A 21,992-nucleotide genomic window follows, 5' to 3' on the forward strand; every position below is an offset into this window, starting at 1 on the left:
GTTTTTTTTCGGCTAGCGCAGCGGCTCTCCGCCGGTTTCACGCAGCAATGGCAGCACCGCCAGCGAAGCCAGCGTAGCCACCATCAGATAGACGGCGGGCGCCAGCAGCGAACCGCTCAGCGCGATCGACTGCGAAGCGATGTACTGAGCGAAGCCGCCGAAGATCGCCACCCCGAGGCTGTAGACCAACGCAAACCCCAGCGCACGAATGCGCTGCGGGAACAGCTCCGAAATCATCAACATGGTCGGCACCGAACCGAGCGTGGTCAACCCGACCAGCACCGCGACGATCAGCAGCAGCACCGCAGGATGCGGCACCGCGCTCAGCCACCAAAACGCCGGCAGGGCCACGATCAGAATCGCGATCCGCGACCCGCGGATCAGCGGCAGACGGCCGTAACGATCGCACCAGTGCCCGACCAGCAGACTGCCGCCGAAGGTGATGAGCCCCGCCAGCAGCATCGCGGCATAGCCGTAGGCCTGCGCCATCCCCAGGTATTTCACCGCGTAGGTGCCGAGATAATACATCGAGATGTAAGTGGCGACGGTGGCGCCAATGGTCAGCATCACGCCGAGCACCACCGCCCGCGAGTGTTTGCGCAACTGCACAGGCGGCTCGTGAGCCCGCGCCACCGACGGCCGATCGCTTTCCAGCCCGAGACGCAGCCAGCAACCGAGCGGTGCCAGCGCTACGCCGATAAAGAAAGGAATGCGCCATCCCCACTCGGCCATGGCGTTCGGCTCGCCGGAAAGCACCGGCAAGGCCGCGCTGAGCGCCAGCGCGGTGACGCCGCCAACCACGGTGGCGATGCCCTGCGTCGCCAGCGACCAGCTGGAATAGTAGCCGCGCCGGTTGGGCGGCGCCGACTCCACCAGCAACGACATCGACGCCCCCACCTCGCCGCCCGCCGCTACGCCCTGGATCAGGCGCGCCGCCACCAGCGTGACGGTTCCCCAATAGCCGGCGCTGGCGTAGGTCGGCGCAAAGCCGATCATCGCCGTGCCCAGGCTCATCAAGGAAATCGTCAGGATCATCGCCGGCTTGCGGCCATGGCGATCGGCATAGGCGCCAATCAGAATGCCGCCCAGCGGCCGCATGAAGAAGCTGACGCCGAACGTGGCAAACGCCAACAGCAACGCCAGATGCGGATCGCTGGATGGCGGAAAGAACAATACGCTGATATAAATAACGAAGAAGTTATAAATACCGAAATCGAAAAACTCCAGCGCATTGCCGAAGGAGGCGGCGAATATGACCTTTTTGCCACCGACCTTCGGGGCCGATATTATTTCCGCTTGGGTTTCAGCCGTATTTTCACTCATCATGACCTTCCCTGTTATTATTTTTCGCGTTTATTTTAAATACGCTTCCGCCAACGCTCCCCAATACTGGCTGCCGGCCGCCAGGCAGCCGTCGTTAAAGTCATATCCCGGGTTATGCACCATGCAGCTGCCTTCGCCATCGCCGTTGCCTACGATCAGGTAGCAGCCCCGCGGATGCGCATCGAGCATGAAGGCGAAATCTTCGCTGCCCATCAGCGGCCGGGCACCGTAGTGCGCGCGGGCGGCGCCGAACTGCTGCTCCGCCACACGGTGGGCGAAACGGGTCATCGCTTCGTCGTTGACCAGTACCGGCGTGCCGTTAACGTGTTCCACCACCGCATGCGCGCCGAAGCTTGCCGCCTGCGCCTCGATCAGCGCCGGAATACGTGCCAGCAAGGTGGCGCGCGCCTGGCGATCCAGCGAGCGCACGCTGAGCTTCATCTCCGCGCTGTCCGGGATCACGTTGGCCGCTTCACCGGCCTTGATGCTGCCGACGGTGATCACCGCCGCCTCCAGCGGATCGATATTGCGCGAAACGATGCTCTGCAGCGCGACGGTGATATGCGAGGCCACCAGCACCGGATCGACCGCCAGCTGCGGGATGGCGCCGTGGCCGCCACGCCCCTGCACCCGCACGTTGAACTGATCCATCGAGGCCATAAACGGACCATGTTGGAAGAAGAACTCGCCGAGCGGCATCCCCGGCATGTTGTGCATGGCGAAGATGGCGTCGCAGGGGAAGCGCTCGAACAGCCCCTGTTCCACCATGCGCGCGCCGCCGTTCAGCATCTCTTCCGCCGGTTGGAAAATCAGGTGCAGCGTGCCGTTGAAGTTGCGCGTTTGCGCCAGATAGCGGGCGGCACCGAGCAACATAGTGGTGTGACCATCATGGCCGCAGGCGTGCATGCGGTTGGCCACGCTGCTGCGCCAGGGCTTGCCGTTGTTCTCTTCGATCGGCAGAGCGTCCATATCGGCACGCAATCCGAGGCGTTTAACGCCGTCGCCCACCCGCAGCGTACCCACCACGCCGGTGCCCGCCAATCCGCGGTGCACCTCATAGCCCCACGAATTCAGATAATCCGCCACCAGATCGCTGGTGCGAAACTCTTCGAAACCCAGTTCAGGGTGCTGATGAATATCGTGCCGAATGGCCGTGAGCTGCGGTAAATACCCTTCGATGATTTTATTTATCATAATTAAATTCCTTTCGTGACTTTATTATTTATTTTATGAATGATTAAACCTGCGGGTTGAAATAAAGGTATAACACGGTATGAATGATTTTATTTCGGCACGCCTCGACAGATAAAATAATAAGTTGCCAGACGCCGTGCCCAGATAAAAAACGACGATGATTCGCTGTGCGCGCCGTGAAAATGCAGAATGAATAACTGCTGAGGATTGCGTGAGCGACAGCCTGCGCCAATGCAGTTTCATCACGTTGTTTTTACACTAAAACCCCACCTGCTTCACATTTCTCATCCGACCTGCCGCGGTTAGGCGGCAAAACTTCTACTGTTAAAACGTCATTCCTAATAACAACGTCGATTTTTACCTCTGTACGCCAAGGAGTTGTTTCATGAAAAACATCAGGTCAGGACTTATCTGGCTGCTGGTGGCGTTGGTCGGCGCCTTCGCCTTCGCCATGCTGGCGCTCAGCCGCGGCGAACACGTCAACGCCGTCTGGCTGGTGGTCGCCGCCGTCGCCTGCTACAGCATCGCCTACCGCTTCTACAGCCGGTTCATTGCCGACAAGGTCTTTGAACTGGACGACCGCCGTCTGACCCCGGCAGAACGCCACAACGACGGCCTGGACTACGTGCCCACCAACAAATGGGTGCTGTTCGGCCACCACTTCGCCGCCATCGCCGGCGCCGGGCCGCTGGTGGGGCCGATCCTGGCCGCGCAGATGGGCTTCCTGCCGGGAACCATCTGGATCCTGGTTGGCGTTATGCTGGCCGGTGCGGTGCAGGACTTCCTGGTACTGTTCATCTCCACGCGCCGCGACGGACGTTCGCTGGGGGAAATGGCCAAGCAAGAGCTGGGGGCATTCGCCGGGGTGATCACCATGCTCGGCGCGCTGGGGGTGATGATCATCATCCTGTCGGCGTTGGCGCTGGTGGTGGTAAAAGCGCTGGCCGACAGCCCATGGGGGCTGTTCACCATCGCCGCCACCATCCCGATCGCCCTGTTCATGGGCATCTATATGCGCTTTATTCGGCCGGGCAAGATCGCTGAAATCTCGGTGATCGGCTTCGTGCTGATGCTGCTGGCGATCATTTACGGCGGCAACGTGGCGCAAGACCCCTACTGGGGGCCATTCTTCACGCTGCACGGCACCACCCTGACCTGGGTGCTGGTGATCTACGGCTTCGTTGCCTCGGTGCTGCCGGTGTGGCTGCTGCTGGCGCCGCGCGACTATCTTTCCACCTTTATGAAAATCGGCGTCATCATCGGCCTGGCCATCGGCATCGTCTTCGCCATGCCGGAGATGAAAATGCCGGCGGTCTCGCGCTTCATCGACGGCAGCGGCCCGGTGTTCGCCGGCGCCCTGTTCCCGTTCCTGTTCATCACCATCGCCTGCGGCGCCATTTCCGGCTTCCACGCGCTGGTCTCCAGCGGCACCACGCCCAAGCTGGTAGAACGCGAAAGCCACATTCGCTTTATTGGCTACGGTGCCATGCTGATGGAGTCTTTCGTCGCCATCATGGCGCTGATCTGCGCCTCGGTGCTGGATCCGGGCGTTTACTTCGCCATGAACTCGCCGGCGGCACTGATCGGCACCACGGTAGAAAATGCTTCGCAGGTGATCAACAGCTGGGGCTTTATCGTCACGCCGGAAACGCTGGCGCTGATCGCCAAAGAGGTGGGCGAGAACTCCATCCTGTCGCGCGCCGGCGGCGCCCCGACCTTCGCCGTGGGCATGGCGCACATCATCAGCGAGGTGTTCAACAGCCGGGCGATGATGGCCTTCTGGTACCACTTCGCCATTCTGTTCGAAGCGCTGTTCATCCTGACCGCCGTCGACGCCGGTACCCGCGCCTGTCGCTTTATGGTGCAGGATTTGGTGGGCGTGGCGGTACCGCAGTTGGCCAACAACCGTTCCTGGTTCGGCAACCTGGCGGGCACCACGGTGGCGGTGGCCGGTTGGGGTTTCTTCGTGTATCAGGGCGTGGTCGATCCGCTCGGCGGCATCAATACCCTGTGGCCGCTGTTCGGTATCGGCAACCAGATGCTGGCGTCGATGGCGCTAATCCTCGGCACCGTGGTGCTGTTCAAGATGAAAAAACAGCGCTACGCTTGGGTCACCATTTTACCGACCGCCTGGCTGTTCGTGACCTCCATGACCGCCGGCTGGCAGAAGATCTTCCACGAAAAACCGAGCATCGGCTTCCTGGCGCAGGCGAAGAAGTTCTCCACCGGCATCGAGCAAGGCACGATCATTGCGCCGGCCAAGTCTTTGAAAGACATGGAAACCATCGTGTTCAGCAACCAGATCAACGCCGCGCTGTGCGGGTTCTTTATGCTGGTGGCGGTAACCATGCTGATTGCCGCCTTCTTCGCGATCCGCCGGGCGCTGCGTTCCGAACAGCCGACGACGCACGAGGTCGGCGCCGCGCTGCGAGAGGAGACCGGCCGCGGCTAAACGAACCGAGCATCAAGCAAGGGCGCCGCGGCGCCCTTTTTACTGGCTTTAGCCTAACAGCGTTGAGCCGAACGCCCCCTGCCAATCCTGCTCGAATTTCTCGACCGCGGCCTGCACCGCCGGCGCACTGAGGAACTGCTCCGCCACATCCACCGGCAGCGTGATGGCCTGGCAGCCCGCCAGCAGGCATTCCAGCGCCTGGCGCGGCGTTTTGAAGCTGGCGGCCAGCACCTGCGCCGACGGCGCGTGCAGGCTCAGCAGCTGCTGTAGCTCGTGCACCATTTCAATACCGTCGCCGCCCTGCGCGTCAACCCGATTGACGTAAGGCGCCACATATTCCGCCCCGGCCAAGGCGGCCAACAGCCCCTGCCCGGCACCGTACACCGCGGTGCCCAGCGTCGGGATGGACATCGTTTTAAGCTTCTTGATCGCCGCCAATCCCTCCGCGGTTGCCGGGATCTTCACCACCAGCCCCGGTACCCGCTGGCTGAGCAGCGACGCCTCCGCCACCATGCGCTCCGCATCGGCCGCCATCACCTGCGCGAATAGCTTGCCGGTGCCGCCAAGGGCGTCGCGCAGCGCAGGCAGCACTTCCCAGATCGGCTTGCCTTCCTTCGCCACGATGCTCGGGTTGGTGGTGACGCCGTGCAGCGGCAGAATGCGCGCCAGGCGTTTTACCGCGGTCACATCGGCGGTATCGAGATAAAGCTCCATCACGGACTCCTGTGTCATGTTCTGTGGGCGGATTCAAACTCTGATCATCATAGGGCAAAAACCCCGTCAACTTTTGATCAAAATCAATTCAACTTTCATTCGAAAGATCTTTAATGGCGAAAGATTCAGCAACGCCAAACGGGTGATTCATGTTCTTCAATCTGCAGCGCTACTCGACCCATGATGGCCCCGGCATCCGCAGCGTGGTCTTTTTAAAAGGGTGCCCGCTGAGCTGCCGCTGGTGTCAGAACCCGGAAAGCCGCTCGCGCCACGCGGATCTGCTGTTTGACGAGCGCCTGTGTCTGAGCGGCTGTACGCTGTGCACCGAGCGCTGCCCACAAGGCCTGCTACGTGACGAGGGCGCACTGACGCTGCGGCGCGACGTCATCAGCGCAGACGACTACGCGGCGCTGGCCGCCGCCTGCCCAACCGGCGCGCTCAGCCTGTGCGGCAGCGTGGTCAACCCCGACGATATCATGGCCGAGGTGATGCGGGATAAGCCTTTCTACCTGCGCAGCGGCGGCGGTTTAACGCTGTCCGGCGGCGAACCCTTTATGCAGCCGGAGGTCGCGGCGGAGCTGCTGCGGCGCGGTCGCGAAGCCGGCATCCACACCGCCGTCGAATCCTGTCTGCACGTGCCGTGGCATTACATCGCCCCTTCGTTGCCCTGGCTGGATCTGCTGTTGGCCGATCTCAAACACACCGATGAAGCGCGTTTCAAAACCTGGACCGGCGGCTCGGCCCGCCGGGTGATGAACAATTTTCGCCGGCTGGCGGCGCACGGCGTGCCAATGACCGTGCGCGTACCGCTGATCCCCGATTTCAATGCCGATCGCCACTCTGTCCGCGCGATTGTCGACTTCGCCGCCGACGAGATCGGCGTATCGGAGATCCACTTTCTGCCGTACCACACGCTGGGCATCAACAAGTATCACCTGCTCGGCGAACCCTACCGCGCCGCCCGCACACCGCTGGACGCGCCCGATCTGCTGGCCTTCGCCGAAACGTACGCCGGCGCCAAAGGCCTGACCGCCATTTTGCGAGGATAACGCCATGACCACATTGGATTTGACCACCCTCAGCGCCCGTATTCAGGCGCATAAGAACGCGCTGATCCACATCGTCAAACCGCCGGTGTGCACCGAACGCGCGCAGCACTATACCGAGGCCTATCAGCAGCATCAGGATCGGCCGCTGCCGGTGCGCCGTGCGCTGGCGCTGGCCAACCACCTGGCGAAGCGCAGCATCTGGATCGCCAACGACGAGCTGATCGTCGGCAACCAGGCCAGCGAGCTGCGCGCCGCGCCGATCTTCCCCGAATACACCGTCGGCTGGATAGAAAACGAGATAGACCAGTTGGCAGACCGGCCGGGTGCCGGCTTCTCGGTCAGCGAAGAGAATAAGGCGATTTTGCACCGTCTGTGCCCATGGTGGCGCGGCCAAACGGTGCAGGATCGCTGCTACGGCATGTTCACCGACGAACAAAAGGCGCTGCTGGCCACCGGCATCATCAAGGCCGAGGGCAACATGACCTCTGGCGACGCCCATCTGGCGGTCAACTTCCCGCTGCTACTGGAACATGGCCTCGACGGCCTGCGCGAAAAAGTGAACGCGCGCCGCAGCCGCCTGCGCCTGACCGAGTGGGAAGATCTGCACAAAGCGCAGTTTCTCAACGCTATCGATATCGTGCTGACGGCGCTGAGTGAGCACATCCTACACTTCGCACGCCTGGCGCGCGATATGGCGCAACGCGAAACCCGCGACTGGCGTCGCACCGAGCTGCTGGCTATCGCAGACAACTGCGACCTGATCGCCCATCGCCCGCCGCAAACCTTCTGGCAGGCGCTGCAACTGTGCTACTTCATCCAGCTGACGTTGCAGATCGAATCCAACGGCCATTCGGTTTCCTTCGGTCGCCTCGACCAATATCTTTATCCCTGGTATCGGCGCGACGTGGAGCTGGAGCAAAACCTGGCGCGGGAAGACGCCATCGAGCTGCTGCACAGCTGCTGGCTGAAGCTGCTGGAGATCAACAAGATCCGCTCCGGCTCGCACTCCAAGGCCTCCGCCGGCAGCCCGCTGTACCAAAACGTCACCATCGGCGGGCAAAAACGGGTCGATGGGCGGCCGTGTGACGCGGTCAATCCGCTGTCCTACGCCATTCTCGAATCCTGCGGCCGCCTGCGTTCCACCCAGCCCAACCTCAGCGTGCGTTACCACGCCGGGATGAGCGCCGATTTCCTCGACGCCTGCGTACAGGTGATCCGCTGCGGCTTCGGCATGCCGGCATTCAATAACGACGAAATCGTCATTCCCGAGTTCATCAAGCTGGGGGTCGAGCCGCAGGACGCTTACGACTACGCCGCCATCGGCTGTATCGAGACCGCCGTCGGCGGCAAATGGGGTTATCGCTGCACCGGCATGAGCTTCATCAACTTCGCCCGCGTGCTGCTGGCGGCGCTGGAACAAGGCCGCGACGCCACCTCCGGGCAGATCTTCCTGCCGCAGGAACAGGCGCTGTCCAAAGGAAACTTCGCCGATTTCGAACAGGTCTTAACCGCCTGGGATCGGCAAATTCGCTACTACACGCGCAAGTCGATCGAGATCGAGTGCGTGGTGGACAGCGTGCTGGAGGAGAACGCCCACGATATCCTCTGCTCCGCGCTGGTGGATGACTGCATTGAACGCGGCAAAAGCATCAAGCAAGGCGGCGCCAAATACGACTGGGTTTCCGGCCTGCAGGTCGGCATCGCCAACCTGGGCAACAGCCTGGCGGCGGTGCGCAAACTGGTGTTCGACCAAGGGGCAATCGGCCAGCAGCAACTGGCGGCCGCGCTGGCCGAAGACTTCGCCGGACTGGATGGCGAACAGCTGCGCCAGCGGCTGCTCAACGCCGCGCCCAAATACGGCAACGATGTGGACGACGTCGATCGGCTGCTGGTGCGCGCCTACCAAACCTACATCGAGGAACTGAAGCAGTACCGCAACACCCGCTTCGGCCGCGGGCCGATCGGCGGCGGCTACTACGCCGGCACCTCGTCGATTTCGGCCAACGTGCCCTTCGGCGCCGCCACCCTGGCCACGCCGGATGGGCGCAAGGCGCACCAGCCTCTGGCGGAAGGCGCCAGCCCGGCGTCCGGCACCGACCACCTGGGGCCAACGGCGGTGTTCAATTCGCTCGCCAAGTTGCCAACCGAGGCGATCCTTGGCGGCGTGCTGCTCAATCAAAAGCTGAATCCGGCGACGCTGGACAACCCGCGCGATCGGGAAAAGCTGATGCTGATGTTGCGCACCTTCTTCGAGAGCTATCGCGGTTGGCATGTGCAGTACAACATCGTGTCGCGCGAAACGCTGCTGGCGGCGAAGCAACACCCTGACCAATATCGTGATTTAGTGGTTCGCGTAGCTGGCTATTCCGCTTTCTTTACCGCATTATCCCCTGAGGCGCAGGATGATATTATTGCGCGCACAGAACATACTCTTTAAACCTTTGACTCTTAGCGGCCGCGCCTTGGCGGCCGCATCATCAGGCCGATATGAATTTACGACAACAGACCATATTGCAGTTGGTTAACGATCGCCGGCGGATCAGCGTCAATGAGCTGGCGCGGGCCTCGGGCGTATCGGAAGTCACCATCCGGCAGGATCTCAACCTGCTGGAAAAACGCAGTTATTTGAAGCGCGTACACGGTTCCGCCGTGGCGTTGGAAAGCGACGACGTCGACGCTCGCATGATGTCCAATTTCACCCTCAAACAACGATTGGCACAGTACGCCGCGGCGCAGGTCAACGACGGTGAGACGATCTTCATCGAGAGCGGCAGCGCCAACGCCCTGCTGGCGCGCTACATCGCCGAACGCAAGCGTATTACGCTGATCACCGTCAGCCACTATATCGCCAACCTGCTGAAAGAAACCGACTGCGACGTGATTGTCCTCGGCGGCATGTATCAGAAGAAAAGCGAGACCGTGGTCGGCCCGCTCACACGGCTGTGCATTCAGCAGGTGCATTTCAACAAGGCGTTTATCGGCATTGACGGCTTTCAGGCCGAAACCGGCTTTACCGGCCGCGACATGATGCGCGCCGACGTGGTCAGCGCGGTGCTGGCCAAGGGCGTGGAGAATATCGTGCTGACGGACTCCAGCAAATTCGGCCAGATCCAACCCAACCCGCTGGCGCAGCCGGGGCAAATCAGCCGAGTGATCACCGATTCACGCCTGGCGCTGGAGTATCAGCATCAGCTGAAACGCCAGGGCGTACAGGTGGAGCTGGTCAACGAATAACGCGGGCCGCCACCGCACCTCTCGCGTCGCGCGGGCCACGCCGCGCGCCGTTTCCCTTGTGCAACGGGATTTTAAGACTATTTACCTGTTTATCCTTTCAGAGAAACCTATACTCAGTTTCGGTCACTTTTGGGCCGTAACCTGCTAATTATTCGGCCGTTAACAAAAAGTGCCATTTTTTATATCGATACTGTACGGGAATCAACAGCAGGCCTGATTTATGGTTAGCGCCTATACTTAGAGGGCACTTCCATATAGCCAATGCTAAGGAGAAGTCATTATGATGATTATCAATAAACGTTTCGCCACCGCCGCTCTGGCTCTGACTCTGGCATTTTCACTGAGCGCCTGTTCCAACATGTCCAAACGCGATCGCAACACCGCTATCGGCGCCGGCGCCGGTGCAGTCGGCGGCGCAGTGCTGACAGACGGCAGCGCGTTGGGCACGCTGGGTGGGGCTGCGGTAGGGGGCATCATCGGTCACCAGGTTGGTAAATAACTTGACCGAGCGCCCTCGGCCGACAGGCTGGCAAAAGCGCTTCGGCGCTTTGACGTATTAACCAATAACGATGATTTCAGGTCTGCTTTACTTTAAGTCTATGGTTCTTTCGCCGTTAACGGGCTAACTCCCGGCAGCAACAGCCTCAAGCCATGCCGCAGCATTGCACTGCGGCATGGCGATTCGCCTCAACCGCCCGCCAGTTTGACCTTCATGCCTTTGGCTTCCAGTAGCTGTTTGAGCAGATCGCGTTTATCGCCCTGGATCTCGATGATCCCGTCTTTCACCGAACCGCCGCAGCCGCATTTCTTTTTCAGTTCGGCCGCCAGTTTGTCGAGCGCAGCGTCATCCAGATCGACGCCGGTAATCAGGCACACGCCCTTCCCCTTGCGGCCGCTAGTCTGACGCTGGATGCGCACGATGCCGTCGCCCTTGGCGCGTTGCGGTTTAACGTCTTCCTGCTTGATGCGGCCGGTGTCCGTGGAATACACCAGGCGGCTGTTATCGTCATTCATCGGCGGTTCCTCAGGCCAAAGAGGCGCGGATCGCGCGCAGCGTCGCGGCCGGATCCGCAGATTGGGTGATCGGACGCCCAATCACCATGTAGTCCACGCCAGCGGCCTGCGCCTGCACTGGCGTCATAATGCGGCGCTGATCGCCCGCCGCGCTGCCTTCAGGGCGGATCCCCGGCGTCACCAGCTGGAAAGCCTGCCCGCAGGCGGCCTTCAGGCGCTGCGCTTCATGAGCCGAACACACCACGCCGTCCAGCCCGCAGTCGCGGGTCAGGCGCGCCAGGCGCTCGGCGTGTTCCGCCGGGCTGGCTTCGATACCAATGCCGCGCAGGTCTTCCGCTTCCATACTGGTGAGCACCGTCACGGCGATCAGCAGCGGCGCATCCGCCCCGAATGACGTCAGCGCTTCTTTAGCGGCGGTCATCATGCGCGCGCCGCCGCTGGCGTGGACGTTGACCATCCAAACGCCCAGCTCGGCCGCCGCCGCGACCGCATGCGCGGTGGTATTGGGAATATCGTGGAATTTCAGGTCAAGAAATACGTCGAAGCCACGCCCGTGCAGATCGCGCACCAGCTGCGGCCCGAACAGCGTGAACATTTCTTTGCCCACTTTCAGCCGGCAGTCTTGCGGATCGATACGGTCGGCGAACGCCAGCGCGGCATTCTTATCGGCGTAATCTAACGCCACAACGATTGGAGATGATTTTAAGTCATTGTTATTAGCGTTATTTTCAGACTTCATTTCTTCTACCTTCTGTAAAATAGACATAATCAGGGACTCACCCGCGAAACTGACCGCCGCATTCTACATGCCGGGGGCCAGAAATCCCAGCCGCAGCGCGCACCGGCGCTCTGTCATGTTACCTCTCACCTTTGTCATGGCGCGTCAACGAAACCGCGCCAGCGATAAACCACGCAGCGTAAAACGCCGTAAAGATGCGTAAATTATCAATCAAATATTTTGAATAAATTACTCAGCATTATCAGATTTTCAATCGGCCAAGATGCTTTATTATTCACCACATCGGAAGCGAATGGCTTCCTTCCTAAATAAACAGACTGGAGTCACCTATGAAAACCATCAAATATTTTGCAGCCGCTGCCGCTATCGCACTGACCTCTTTCGCCACTTTCGCCGCTGAGCCGATCAGCAGCCAGCAGGCCGATAGCTTGACCGCCACCGGCGTCGTTTCCGCAGGTCATGCGACCACCCTCAGCAGCCTGGAGAAAAAACTGGCCGCTAAAGCGGATGCCCAGGGCGCCAGCAGCTACCGCATCATCTCCGCCGGTGGTAACAACATGCTGAGCGGCACCGCGGTCATCTACAAATAATGTTTCCGGTACAGGGCCCGCTCGCTCGGGCCCTGCCTCTGTTTCCCGCCTGAAAAAACCGCATCTTGCTCGCCTTACACTGTTACAAAAATATTAAATTTTTATTACACACTAGACACCCGATCGCCAGTGGCTTAGCTTGAAGGCATCTTCCTGCAGAAAGGCTTTCAAAATGAGCGAGATATCGACACTTACCATTAAAATTCCTCTGGCACTGAAGGAAAAAATCCGCGCCGCCGCCGCTGAAAACGAGTTTTCATTGAGCGTGGAAGTGTGCCAGCGCCTGGAAAGCAGCTTCAGCGCCCCCGCCGCCAAGGCAGAAAAACCGACCAAAAAGGCGGATGAGCTGCACCACGGCGAGATCGACAATCAAAGCACTGAAGAAGAGATTGAACAGCCGCTGAGCCAGAAAGAGCTGAAGAAACTGCGTCAGCTGTTGAAAACCGGCGCCAAAGGCGGCAAGAAAAAGTAAGCGATGAACGTAGAAAAACGGGGCGATGAATCGCCCCGTTTTATTTTGTCGCGCCGCCGCGTTATTGTCCGTCCAGACCGCGGATCGGTTTGACCGATGACCAGGCGCGGCACGACGGACAATGCCAATAGAGCGAGTGTGCGGTAAATCCGCACTTGTGGCAGCGGTAACGCGGCTTGGTGCGAATTTGCTCGCCGACCATATCGCGCAACAACAGCAGACTCTCTTTCGCACGGCCGTCTTCGGCGTCCGCCAGGTGATAATCCATCAACCGATAAAACACCCGCATAGTAGGATGACGCTGTAGCTGACGGTTGATATAGACCTGCACCACGTCGCGCCCTTCGTGCTGCTCGATGATCTCGGCCAACATCAGATCGGCGGTAGCGCCGGTGTTTTCTTCTACGCAGCGCTTAAGGAATTCAGCCCAGTTGTGCTGTTGTTCCGGCAGATGCGTGTAGCATTCCTGCAGCATCGGCAGCGTTTCGCTGACCAATTCTTTGTCCTGGCTCAGTACGCGCTGCAGCGACTCTGCCGCTTTGGCGTAGTCGTTTTGCGCCATGTAGATGCGCCCGAACATGATGGATACTCGTGCACACTGTTTATCGGCCGCGTCCGCACGCTTAAGTAAGCTCATCGCCCGATCGAGATCGTCACTGCCCATCGCCTGCAATGCCAGCTCACAGTAGAAATGCGCAATCTCGACGCGCTGTTTCTCTTTGCCCAGCTTGACCAGCTTTTCCGCCACGTCGATGGCTTTCTGCCAATCGCTGGTGGCCTGATGGATCACCAGCAACTGCTGCAGCGCCGATACGCGGAAATCCGCTTCGTCAGTCAACTGGCTGAACATGTCTTCCGCGCGATCGTACAGCCCGGCCGCCATATAGTCGCGGCCCAGCTGCTGTACCGCCAGCAGGCGCTGTTCGAAGGTCAGGGAAGCGCTTTCCATCAAAGCCTGATGGATGCGGATGGCGCGGTCGACTTCACCGCGCGAACGGAACAGGTTACCCAGCGTCAGGTGGGCTTCAACGGTGTTGCTGTCCTCTTTCAACATGTCGAGGAACAGATCGACCGCCTTGTCCTGCTGGTTGGAAAGCAGAAAGTTCACCCCTGCCACGTATTCGCGCGACAGGCGGTTGGCTTCTTGCTGTTTATCCTGCTGAGCGCTTCTGCGCCCCATGTACCAACCGTACGCGGCAGCCACGGGCAGCAACAGAAACAGCAGTTCTAACATAGAGGGTTATTCCTTGCTGACAACGGCCTGAGCCGCCGGTTCAGCGGGCTGCTCAAGCTGCAGCTCCAGCCTTTTGATCTTGCGCTCGGCGCGGCCCAGCGCAATGCGCGTGCGCAGGTAGAACAGGCCGCAAATGATCCAACCGAGAACGAAGCCGGCGCCAAACAGCGTGGCCAACAGGGTCGATACGCGATAATCGCCCTGCGCAACCAGATAGTTAAAATTGACCACCTGATCGTTATGCGCACCCAAAGTGACGGAAATCACGAAGATCACCAGAACCAACAAAAAAATCAGCAAATATTTCACATTCTTTCCCGCGATGCCGAGTGAATCGGATGAACGATGCCAAAACGTGGCGTCCCTAACCCTTAAGTTAGCATTTCCCGCTGCGGCAGGGAAACCCTGCGGCACGATAAAACCACATATCTGCTGGCATATTCGGCAGTAAACGGCTTTAGCGAACAAATTGATGAGAAAGCTTCTCAAAACGTCGAATTTATAAGGATATGGGGGCAACCGTGTGGATTGCAATGGCGGGAAAATGTAAGCGATTGATGCGGCGCCGATCCGACGCCGCGCTTTTTGTGACATCGTCACGTTAAGACATGATTAACCCGCCATCCACATTGATGGTTTGGCCGGTGATATAATCGGCATCATCTGAGGCAAGGAAGGCCACGAGACCCGCCACATCTTCGGGTTGCCCGGCACGCTTGAGCGGAATACCCGCCACCCACTCGGCCATCAACTCCCCTTTGCCGTAAGTTTTTTCCGGGCCGCTGAGAATTTCTCCCCAAACGCGGTCGTTATATTCCCACATCTCGCTTTCAATGATGCCGGGGCAGAATGCATTGACGGTGATGCCATGTGGCGCCAGCTCAAGCGCTAAACTCTGCGTAATGCCGATCACCCCCATTTTGCTGGCGGCGTAATGCGGTGTGTAAATAAACCCGTTACGCCCCTGGCCGGAAGAGGTGTTGATCAGGCGCCCCTTGCGCTGGCCGACCATATATTTAGCCGCCTCCCGGCAGCAGAGCCAGACCGCCGTAGTATTTACCGCCAACACTTTCTCAAAATCGCTTTTGGGCATCTGGTCAAAACGATCGATAGTGATCACCCCGGCGTTCTGAATAGAAACGTCGATCGCGCCAAATCGCTCCCAGACCTGACGATAAAAATCAACTACCTGTGCTTCATCGGTAACGTCGAGGATGACCGGCAGCACCGCCACCCGATAACGCTGGCGCAGCGTTTCCGCCGCGGTCAGAATGCGCTCCGCATTCGATGCGATCGCCAGATTGGCACCCAAACTGGCGAAATGCTCGGCGATACCGGCGCCAATGCCGCGGCATGCGCCGGTAATCACCACGGTTTTCCCCGTGAAGTCACGATTCATGATTGTTCTCCTGTTATCAATGAGGCCGTCTGCGGCCGCCACAAGGTGCGCTGTACCGCCTGCCGCCACGCGCTGTAGTTTTCCTGCAGCTGGTGGTGGCGCTGCATATCGGGTTTAAACTCATCATGTTGAGGCAACAGTGCCGCCAGTTGCCGATCGGTAGCTCCCCACAGGCTGCGCATTGCCATCAACGCCGCCCCCAGGGCCGACAGTTCCGCCGTGTTGCTGCGCCACACCGGGCAACCCAGCAGATCGGCCTGAAACTGCATCAGCCAGTCATTGCGGCTGGGGCCGCCATCGGCCATCAGCCCCTGCAGCGCAAAACCCGGTTGTTGCCGCAGTACGCCGATCACATCGGCGATTTGATAAGCCACCGATTCAAAAGCGGCCCGCACCAAATGTTCTCGCCGCGTGCCGCGGCTGAGCCCGCAAACCACGCCGCGCGCCTGCTCATCCCACCAGGGTGCGCCGGCACCGGTCAGCGCAGGTACAAAATAGACGCCACCGCTGTCGGGCACGCGAACAGGCAGTTCACTCAACGGCGCTTCGTCCTCCGCCGGCATGGCGGCGATATCCAGCATCCAGGCGATAGCGTCGCCGGTGTGGGGAATATTGCCCTCCAGTGCGTACTGCATGCGTCCACCGTCATGCCAAGCGATGGTCGTTGCCAGAGCGCTCGTATCGCATTGCGCGTCGGCGATTGGCGCCATCACCGATGATCCGGTGCCATAGGTGGCTTTGACCTGCCCAGCCTGACCCAGCGCATGGCCATAAAGCGCCGCATGCGAATCCCCTACCATCGCAGCAATTGGAATGCCGTCGGCAATGCCGTCCAATCCCAACGTCGTACCGAACAGATGGCTGGAGGGATGGATCGTCGGCAGCGCCTGACGGGGAATATTGAACAGCGCCAGCATCTGCTCGTCCCAATCGCCGGAAACAAGGTTCAGCAGCTGAGTGCGAGCGGCGTTGGAGATATCGCAACCGAATGCCTGTCCTCCGCTCAACTGCCACAGCAGCCAGGCATCGATGGTGCCCAGGCACAGCTCGCCGTTCTCCGCCAACCGCTGTCCCTCTTCGCAGTGATCGAGCAACCAACGCATTTTCGACGCCGAGAACAAGGGTGAAAGCGGCAAACCGGTGGCGCGACGCACTGCTTCCTCCTGCCGATCGCGCCGCAGCCGTTCGCAGAAATCGGCGGAACGCGCGCACTGCCAAGTTAAGGCTGGCCCAATAGGCTGGCCGTTGGAACGCCGCCAGCCGATGGCGGTTTCACGCTGGTTGCTGATGGCGATACCGGCAATGCGGGATGATCCGGCCAACGCAATAGCCTCCCGCAACACCGCCAAAGAGGCCGCCAGCAAGGTCTCACCCCGTTGCTCCACCCAACCGGGCTGCGGCGTCTGCAACGTCAGTGGCCTGCTGGCTCTGGCGACGATCGTACCCTGCGCATCCACCACCACGGCCTTGGCGTTGCTGGTGCCCTCGTCCAACGCGACAATGCAATCCGCTTTAGCCATGGCTCACCTCAGCCAGCGGCTGCACCGCTTTTTTTTCCTGGCGCTGCATCAAAATGACCTTGCTCTGCAAACGCTGCTGGAACTGGTCAATCACCACGGCGGTGACGATCACCAGCCCTTTAATCACCATTTGCCAGAATTCGCTGACGCCCATCATCACCAAGCCGTCCGCCAGAAAAACGATCACAAAGGCGCCGATGATCGAACCGAATACCCTGCCGCGACCACCGCTGAGCGCCGTACCGCCCAGCACCGTCGCGCCGATGGCGTCCATCTCGAACATATTGCCGGTCATCGGGTGCGCGGTTTGCAATTGTGAAGCGATGACCAGCCCCACCAGCGCCGCGCACAGCCCGGAAAACGCATAGACGAACATTTTCACTTTGACGATCGGCACCCCCGACAGCCGCGCCGCCGGCTCATTGCCGCCAATGGCATAGATATAACGGCCCAGCGGCGTTTTCTTAGTGAGATAGATCCCCAACAACACGATGGCCAACATCAGCCAAATCGGGTTGTAAATCCCCAAAAAGGTGCCGGACCCCAGGGCAGCGAAACCGGTGTTGCCCAGCGCTTCCATGCCCACCAGATTGGGATAGGTTTTGCCGTCCGCCGTCAGCAACGCCGCCCCACGCGCCACGTACATCGCACCCAGGGTGCAGATGAATGGCGCAACGCCGAGCCGCGTGATCAGCGTGCCGTTGATCAAACCCAACAACACGCCCAACAGCGCCACCGCGCCGATCACTTCAAAAACGTTGAGAAACAGCCGATTGCCCTCCCACAGCGGGATACCGACGGTCAATAGCGCACCGGCAATCATCCCACACAAACCGGCCACCGCGCCGACCGACAAGTCGATGCCGCCGGTGAGGATCACCAGCGTCATGCCAACCGCCAGCAACCCGGTAATCGCCACGTGCTGCGTCATGATCAGCAGATTAGAGACGGTCAGAAAATTCGGCACCATGCTGCTGAAGAACAGCACCACCAGCAACAGGGCGATGAAGGTGCGCGCCTGCAGCAAATACATATACAACCGATACTTGGTTTGCATTGCCTTATCCTTATGCATGAGGGGTTGAGGCGCGGATCAGCGTTTCGCGATCGGCCCGTTCGCGCGGCAGATCGGCTGTCAGCTGCCCGTCCGCCATCACCATCACCCGGTCGGCCAGTGAGACCACCTCATCCAGCTCCGACGAAGAGAACATCACCGCCAGCCCCTGGCGCGCCATCGCACCAATCAGGTGGTAAACGTCCGTTTTGGCACCGACGTCAATTCCGCGCGTCGGCTCATCAAGAAACACCACCTGCGGCCCGGTCAGCAGCGCCTTGCCCAACACCACTTTCTGCTGATTGCCGCCGCTCAGGCTAGTAATTGGCAGCTCCCGGTCACTGACCTTGATCGCCAGTTTTTCGATCATGCCATCGACCAACGCACACTCCCCGGCCGACGCCAACGGCCGTAGCGCATTACGTCCCAGGCTGGCCAGGGTCATGTTGGCCTTGATCGACATCATCTGCACCAACCCCTCCGCCTGCCTGTCTTCCGGCACCAGCGCCATGCCCAACGCCATGCGTTGACGGAATCCCAGCCGCTCCACGCTTTTGCCATTAAGCAAAATGCGACCTGCCGTCTGACGCATCACGCCGTTGAGCACTTTGAACAGTTCGGTACGGCCGGCCCCCAACAGGCCATAAATGCCGATCACTTCCCCTTTGCGCAGTGAAAAACTGACGTCGTTAAGGCAATAGCCGCCGTTTTCACGCGGCAGCGTCAGCTGTTCGACCTTCAACACTTCATCCCCTTGTTCTGCCGCGCAATAATCAAAGTGCTTGCTCTTTTCCCCCACCATCTTTTCGATGATCCACGGAATGCTGACGTTACTGACCGGTTCGGCGGCAACAAAACGCCCGTCGCGAAACACCGTGATGCGATCGCCAATCTCCATCAGCTCTTCCAGTCGGTGAGAAATGTAGATGATGGTGACGCCGCGTTTTTTCAGATCGGCGATCACCCGAAACAGCGTGCGCACTTCGGCCTGACTCAGCGCCGACGTCGGCTCATCCATGATCAGCACCCGGGTGTCCTTCGCCAGGGCACGGGCAATTTCAACCAGCTGCTGATGACCGATACCGAGGCTGCCCAACGGCGTATGCGGATCGATATCCAACTCCAGCCGCTGCAGCAAGGATTTGGCCAGCTGATACTGATAGTCCACATTGATACGGCCGCGCTGGAAGAACTCGTTGGCCATAAAAATGTTGTCCATGACCGACATGTTGGGGAACAGGTTCAGCTCCTGAAAAATAATGCTGATCCCGAGCCGCTCCGCCTGCTGCGTGGAGGTTAACGTCACCGCTTTCCCCTCCAGCTCGATAGTGCCGGAGGACGGGGTTTCCACCCCCGCCAGCAGCTTCATCATGGTCGACTTGCCGGCGCCATTCTCGCCGATCAGCACGTTGACCTGGTTGCGAAACACTTGATAACTCACGCTATCCAACGCGGTGACGCCCGGATAGAGACGCGAAACGTTGCGCGTTTGAATAATGATCGGATCGCTCATCACGCCCCCTTAAGGTTGAATGCGCACCGGCGTGATCAACAGCGGCTCGGCAGGTGCCTGCCAGCTGCTGAATACGCCATACACGGTAATGTGGTCACCCACCTTGGGCTGGGATCCGGTCAGTTCGTCGATCGAAGCCTGGTTAATCGCCCTGGCAAAATCGCCGAACAGCGCTTGGTCATTGAAATCGCTGTAGCTCAGGCCGCGATAGCTGTCGCGTAACGCCGTACCGCGGTAGACCGGCCCGATCTGCACCTCCACGCTGCTGAGCGGCGCATCGGTCAGTGCGAGCGTTAATTTTCCGCTGCGCGAGCGGGTGTTGACCGCCGCAACTTCACCGCTGACCTTAACGTTGAAGTAACAAGGAAACTCCGGTTGAGCACGGTACCCCAGCAGGCCGCAAGCGCTGTCAAAATCCTTGGCCTGGGCGATCCGGGCGATCAGCTCGCCCAGCGGCTGCGCCGTTTTGACCGTTTGCGGGGCGATTTTGCTGCGGTAAATCTCCGCTGCCTGCGCCACATGTGGATTCACCGGGGAGCGAAGCTCCGCCAGCTTTTTCTCCGAGACGATACGGCAACCGCTCAACGCCAGGACGACGATGAGGGTCAACGCAATGCGCATCGACATAACAACACCTCCGATCGCACCCCGCCGCCAGGACGGGGTGGTGAAAGACGCCGCTCAGCGCGGGTTACGGTTTGAAGTTGAAGTCACTGACCCGTTGCGCATTGTCTTTGCCGATCAGGATGCCGCGGAACATCACGCGTTCCTTGCCGGTATAGCTGCCGGATTGGAAATAGCCGTCGAGGATTTCAACGCCCTGCGCAGCGATAGCCTGCGCCTGCAACATCACGCTGGCGTAAAGGTTGCCGTTGAGAATGGCGTCACGTTCATCGTTGCTGCCGTCGATGCCCACCACGGTGACATCCTGCCGGCCAGCGGCTTTCAGCGCCGCCACTGCGCCCAGCGCCACCGGTCCGTTGCCGCAGATCACACCTTTGATGTCCGGATGCGCCTGCAAAATGCTGTCCATGATGCGTTTCCCCTCCAGCAGATTACCCTTGGCATCCTGACGCGCCACGCTGACCATCTCAGGATATTGGTCGATCACGTTGTGGAACGACTGCGAACGCGTAACGCAGTTATTGTCCGCCAGGTTGCAGGTCAGCTCGGCGTATTTGCCGGTTTCCCCCATTTTTTCCACAAACTGGTTGGCGACGTCCGAGCCGGCCTGGAAGTTGTTATGGGTGATCTGCGCCAACGCCACGCCATCGACCGGGATCTCGCGGTTGATCAGCACCACCGGAATGCCGGCGTTTTTCGCCTGCTGTACGGCGGCGACGCTGGCCTGGGAATCGGCGTTATCCAAAATGATGCCCTGAACCTTACGGCCGATAACCAGGCTGATGAGCTCTCCCTGGCGCTTAACGTCTTCGCCGTGCGACAGCACCAGCGTCTGATAGCCGAGAGACTTGGCTTTGGCCTCGGCCCCCTTGGCTTCCGCGGAGTAATAAGGGTTGTCCAATGAGTTGACGAGGATGGCGATCGTGCCCTTTTCCGCCGCCATGGCAGAGGTGAAGGCAAAACCGGTGAGCAGGGTGAGGTAAGTGGCTATTTTTCTCATGATGGTGTTCTCTTATCGTTGTGTTGAACATCGTCTGGTGTTGGCGATCGCTGCGGTTGCCGCTTACCAAATGGTAAAACCGCCGTCGATCATCAGGTCCGCGCCGGTAATCATGTCGCTGCCGTTGCTGGCAAAAAACAGGATCGCCGCCGCGATTTCATCGGTATAAGCAAAACGCCCCAGTGGGATCAGCTTTTTCATCGCCTCGCCCTTTTCGCCTCGCCAGGCTTTCTCTCCCATAGGCGTCAGCACCACGGTGGGCGATAACGTATTGACGGTGATGCCGTGCGGCGCCCACTCTTTGGCCATCACCTTGGTCATGCCCAGCAGCCCCGCCTTGGCGGAGGTGTAAGCACAGTGATCGTCAATGGCGATGGAGGCCGCCTGCGACGCGATATTGATGATTTTTCCGCCGTGACCGGCGGTTATCGCGCGGCGCGCCAGTTCTTGCGAACATAGAAAAGGTCCGGTGAGGTTGACCGCCAAATGGCGCTGCCACTCCTCAAGCGTGACCTCCGTCGCCGGCTGCAAATTAACGTAGCCGGCGCAGTTGACCAGGATATCGAGCCGGCCAAAGCGCCGCTCAGCCGCGTTGAAGGCGGCAGCCACCGAGTCGGGTTCGGTCACGTCGCACACCTGACAGAACACCTGTTCATCGCCCAACTCTCGCAGCGCTGCCGCGGCCTTGTCTTGTTCAAAGGCCGGATACATCAACACCAGGCGCGCGCCCTTTTCCAACAGCAGGCGATTGGCTGCCATCGCGATGCCGCCCAAACCGCCGGTGATTACCGCAACCTTCCCTGCCAGCGACATCCGGCTATCGACACCGTAGCGTAAATTAACGTCATATTCGTTCCGCTCCATCGC

At 59.9% G+C, this 21,992-nt stretch carries 21 protein-coding genes; 7 read left to right on the top strand and 14 right to left on the bottom strand.

The annotated features are described in order from the left end of the window. Positions 1-12 precede the first annotated feature (12 nt). Together QMZ29_RS07915 and QMZ29_RS07920 are read right to left on the bottom strand one after the other, a co-directional pair. On the bottom strand, positions 13-1,323 hold the full coding sequence (locus QMZ29_RS07915; RefSeq protein WP_261424769.1) for an MFS transporter: 1,311 nt from the start codon (positions 1,321-1,323) through the stop codon (positions 13-15). A 30-nt stretch (positions 1,324-1,353) separates the two neighbouring features. Next, on the bottom strand, positions 1,354-2,517 hold the full coding sequence (locus QMZ29_RS07920; protein ID WP_261424771.1) for a M20 aminoacylase family protein: 1,164 nt from the start codon (positions 2,515-2,517) through the stop codon (positions 1,354-1,356). Between the two features lie 385 nt (positions 2,518-2,902). On the opposite strand from QMZ29_RS07920, the gene QMZ29_RS07925 reads away from it, so the two are divergent. Then, positions 2,903-4,969, top strand: coding sequence for a carbon starvation CstA family protein (locus QMZ29_RS07925; protein ID WP_261424773.1), 2,067 nt, complete (start codon positions 2,903-2,905; stop codon positions 4,967-4,969). Between the two features lie 48 nt (positions 4,970-5,017). Here the strand turns inward: QMZ29_RS07925 and fsa are convergent, their stop codons facing one another. After that, positions 5,018-5,683, bottom strand: a complete 666-nt coding sequence (gene fsa, locus QMZ29_RS07930; RefSeq protein ID WP_049205488.1) for a fructose-6-phosphate aldolase — start codon at positions 5,681-5,683, stop codon at positions 5,018-5,020. Positions 5,684-5,832: 149 nt separating this feature from the next. Between fsa and QMZ29_RS07935 the strand changes: the two genes are divergently transcribed. The 4 genes from QMZ29_RS07935 (at position 5,833) to osmB (ending at position 10,465) form a co-directional block, all read left to right on the top strand. After that, complete coding sequence (locus tag QMZ29_RS07935; protein ID WP_049205489.1) at positions 5,833-6,732, top strand: glycyl-radical enzyme activating protein; 900 nt, start codon at positions 5,833-5,835, stop codon at positions 6,730-6,732. 4 nt (positions 6,733-6,736) lie between these two features. Further along, a complete protein-coding gene (locus QMZ29_RS07940; RefSeq protein WP_197810792.1) occupies positions 6,737-9,169 on the top strand; it encodes a formate C-acetyltransferase/glycerol dehydratase family glycyl radical enzyme in 2,433 nt (810 codons plus the stop codon). A gap of 50 nt (positions 9,170-9,219) precedes the next feature. Continuing rightward, positions 9,220-9,966: a DeoR/GlpR family DNA-binding transcription regulator gene (locus QMZ29_RS07945; RefSeq protein WP_004930631.1), complete on the top strand. Its 747-nt coding sequence runs from the start codon at positions 9,220-9,222 to the stop codon at positions 9,964-9,966. A 280-nt stretch (positions 9,967-10,246) separates the two neighbouring features. Beyond that, complete coding sequence (gene osmB / locus QMZ29_RS07950; protein ID WP_004945176.1) at positions 10,247-10,465, top strand: osmotically-inducible lipoprotein OsmB; 219 nt, start codon at positions 10,247-10,249, stop codon at positions 10,463-10,465. 188 nt (positions 10,466-10,653) lie between these two features. Here osmB and yciH read toward each other — a convergent pair whose 3' ends face one another. Further along, positions 10,654-10,980 (bottom strand): stress response translation initiation inhibitor YciH, encoded by a 327-nt coding sequence (gene yciH / locus QMZ29_RS07955; RefSeq protein ID WP_025303019.1) that lies wholly within the window; start codon positions 10,978-10,980, stop codon positions 10,654-10,656. A 10-nt stretch (positions 10,981-10,990) separates the two neighbouring features. Then, positions 10,991-11,719 carry an orotidine-5'-phosphate decarboxylase gene (gene pyrF, locus QMZ29_RS07960; RefSeq protein ID WP_025303020.1) on the bottom strand — a complete coding sequence of 243 codons (729 nt, stop codon included), beginning with the start codon at positions 11,717-11,719 and terminating at the stop codon, positions 10,991-10,993. Positions 11,720-12,048: 329 nt separating this feature from the next. On the opposite strand from pyrF, the gene bhsA reads away from it, so the two are divergent. Further along, on the top strand, positions 12,049-12,309 hold the full coding sequence (gene bhsA / locus QMZ29_RS07965) for a multiple stress resistance protein BhsA (RefSeq protein ID WP_025303021.1): 261 nt from the start codon (positions 12,049-12,051) through the stop codon (positions 12,307-12,309). A gap of 172 nt (positions 12,310-12,481) precedes the next feature. Continuing rightward, positions 12,482-12,781, top strand: coding sequence for an Arc family DNA-binding protein (locus QMZ29_RS07970; RefSeq protein ID WP_025303022.1), 300 nt, complete (start codon positions 12,482-12,484; stop codon positions 12,779-12,781). 61 nt (positions 12,782-12,842) lie between these two features. On the opposite strand, the gene lapB is transcribed toward QMZ29_RS07970, so the two are convergent. From lapB to QMZ29_RS08015, 9 genes are all read right to left on the bottom strand, one after another. Next, positions 12,843-14,015 (bottom strand): lipopolysaccharide assembly protein LapB, encoded by a 1,173-nt coding sequence (gene lapB / locus QMZ29_RS07975; RefSeq protein ID WP_025303023.1) that lies wholly within the window; start codon positions 14,013-14,015, stop codon positions 12,843-12,845. Between the two features lie 6 nt (positions 14,016-14,021). Then, positions 14,022-14,324: a LapA family protein gene (locus QMZ29_RS07980; protein ID WP_025303024.1), complete on the bottom strand. Its 303-nt coding sequence runs from the start codon at positions 14,322-14,324 to the stop codon at positions 14,022-14,024. Positions 14,325-14,616: 292 nt separating this feature from the next. Further along, entirely contained in the window at positions 14,617-15,414 is a 798-nt protein-coding gene (locus QMZ29_RS07985) for an SDR family oxidoreductase (RefSeq protein WP_060433167.1), read from the bottom strand. Then, positions 15,411-16,934: an FGGY family carbohydrate kinase gene (locus tag QMZ29_RS07990; RefSeq protein ID WP_261424781.1), complete on the bottom strand. Its 1,524-nt coding sequence runs from the start codon at positions 16,932-16,934 to the stop codon at positions 15,411-15,413. The genes QMZ29_RS07985 and QMZ29_RS07990 overlap by 4 nt, the downstream gene beginning before the upstream one ends. After that, positions 16,927-17,991, bottom strand: a complete 1,065-nt coding sequence (locus QMZ29_RS07995) for an ABC transporter permease (protein WP_060447744.1) — start codon at positions 17,989-17,991, stop codon at positions 16,927-16,929. The genes QMZ29_RS07990 and QMZ29_RS07995 overlap by 8 nt, the downstream gene beginning before the upstream one ends. A 10-nt stretch (positions 17,992-18,001) precedes the next feature. After that, a complete protein-coding gene (locus tag QMZ29_RS08000) occupies positions 18,002-19,501 on the bottom strand; it encodes a sugar ABC transporter ATP-binding protein (RefSeq protein WP_060433170.1) in 1,500 nt (499 codons plus the stop codon). A gap of 9 nt (positions 19,502-19,510) precedes the next feature. Further along, positions 19,511-20,128: a DUF2291 family protein gene (locus tag QMZ29_RS08005; RefSeq protein WP_261424784.1), complete on the bottom strand. Its 618-nt coding sequence runs from the start codon at positions 20,126-20,128 to the stop codon at positions 19,511-19,513. A 64-nt stretch (positions 20,129-20,192) separates the two neighbouring features. Beyond that, complete coding sequence (locus QMZ29_RS08010) at positions 20,193-21,125, bottom strand: D-ribose ABC transporter substrate-binding protein (RefSeq protein ID WP_025303030.1); 933 nt, start codon at positions 21,123-21,125, stop codon at positions 20,193-20,195. 63 nt (positions 21,126-21,188) lie between these two features. Further along, on the bottom strand, positions 21,189-21,989 hold the full coding sequence (locus tag QMZ29_RS08015) for a GolD/DthD family dehydrogenase (protein WP_025303031.1): 801 nt from the start codon (positions 21,987-21,989) through the stop codon (positions 21,189-21,191). Positions 21,990-21,992 lie beyond the last annotated feature (3 nt).

It is taken from the genome of Serratia sp. PF-27 (genome assembly GCF_030053255.1).
Lineage (GTDB): Bacteria > Pseudomonadota > Gammaproteobacteria > Enterobacterales > Enterobacteriaceae > Serratia > Serratia bockelmannii.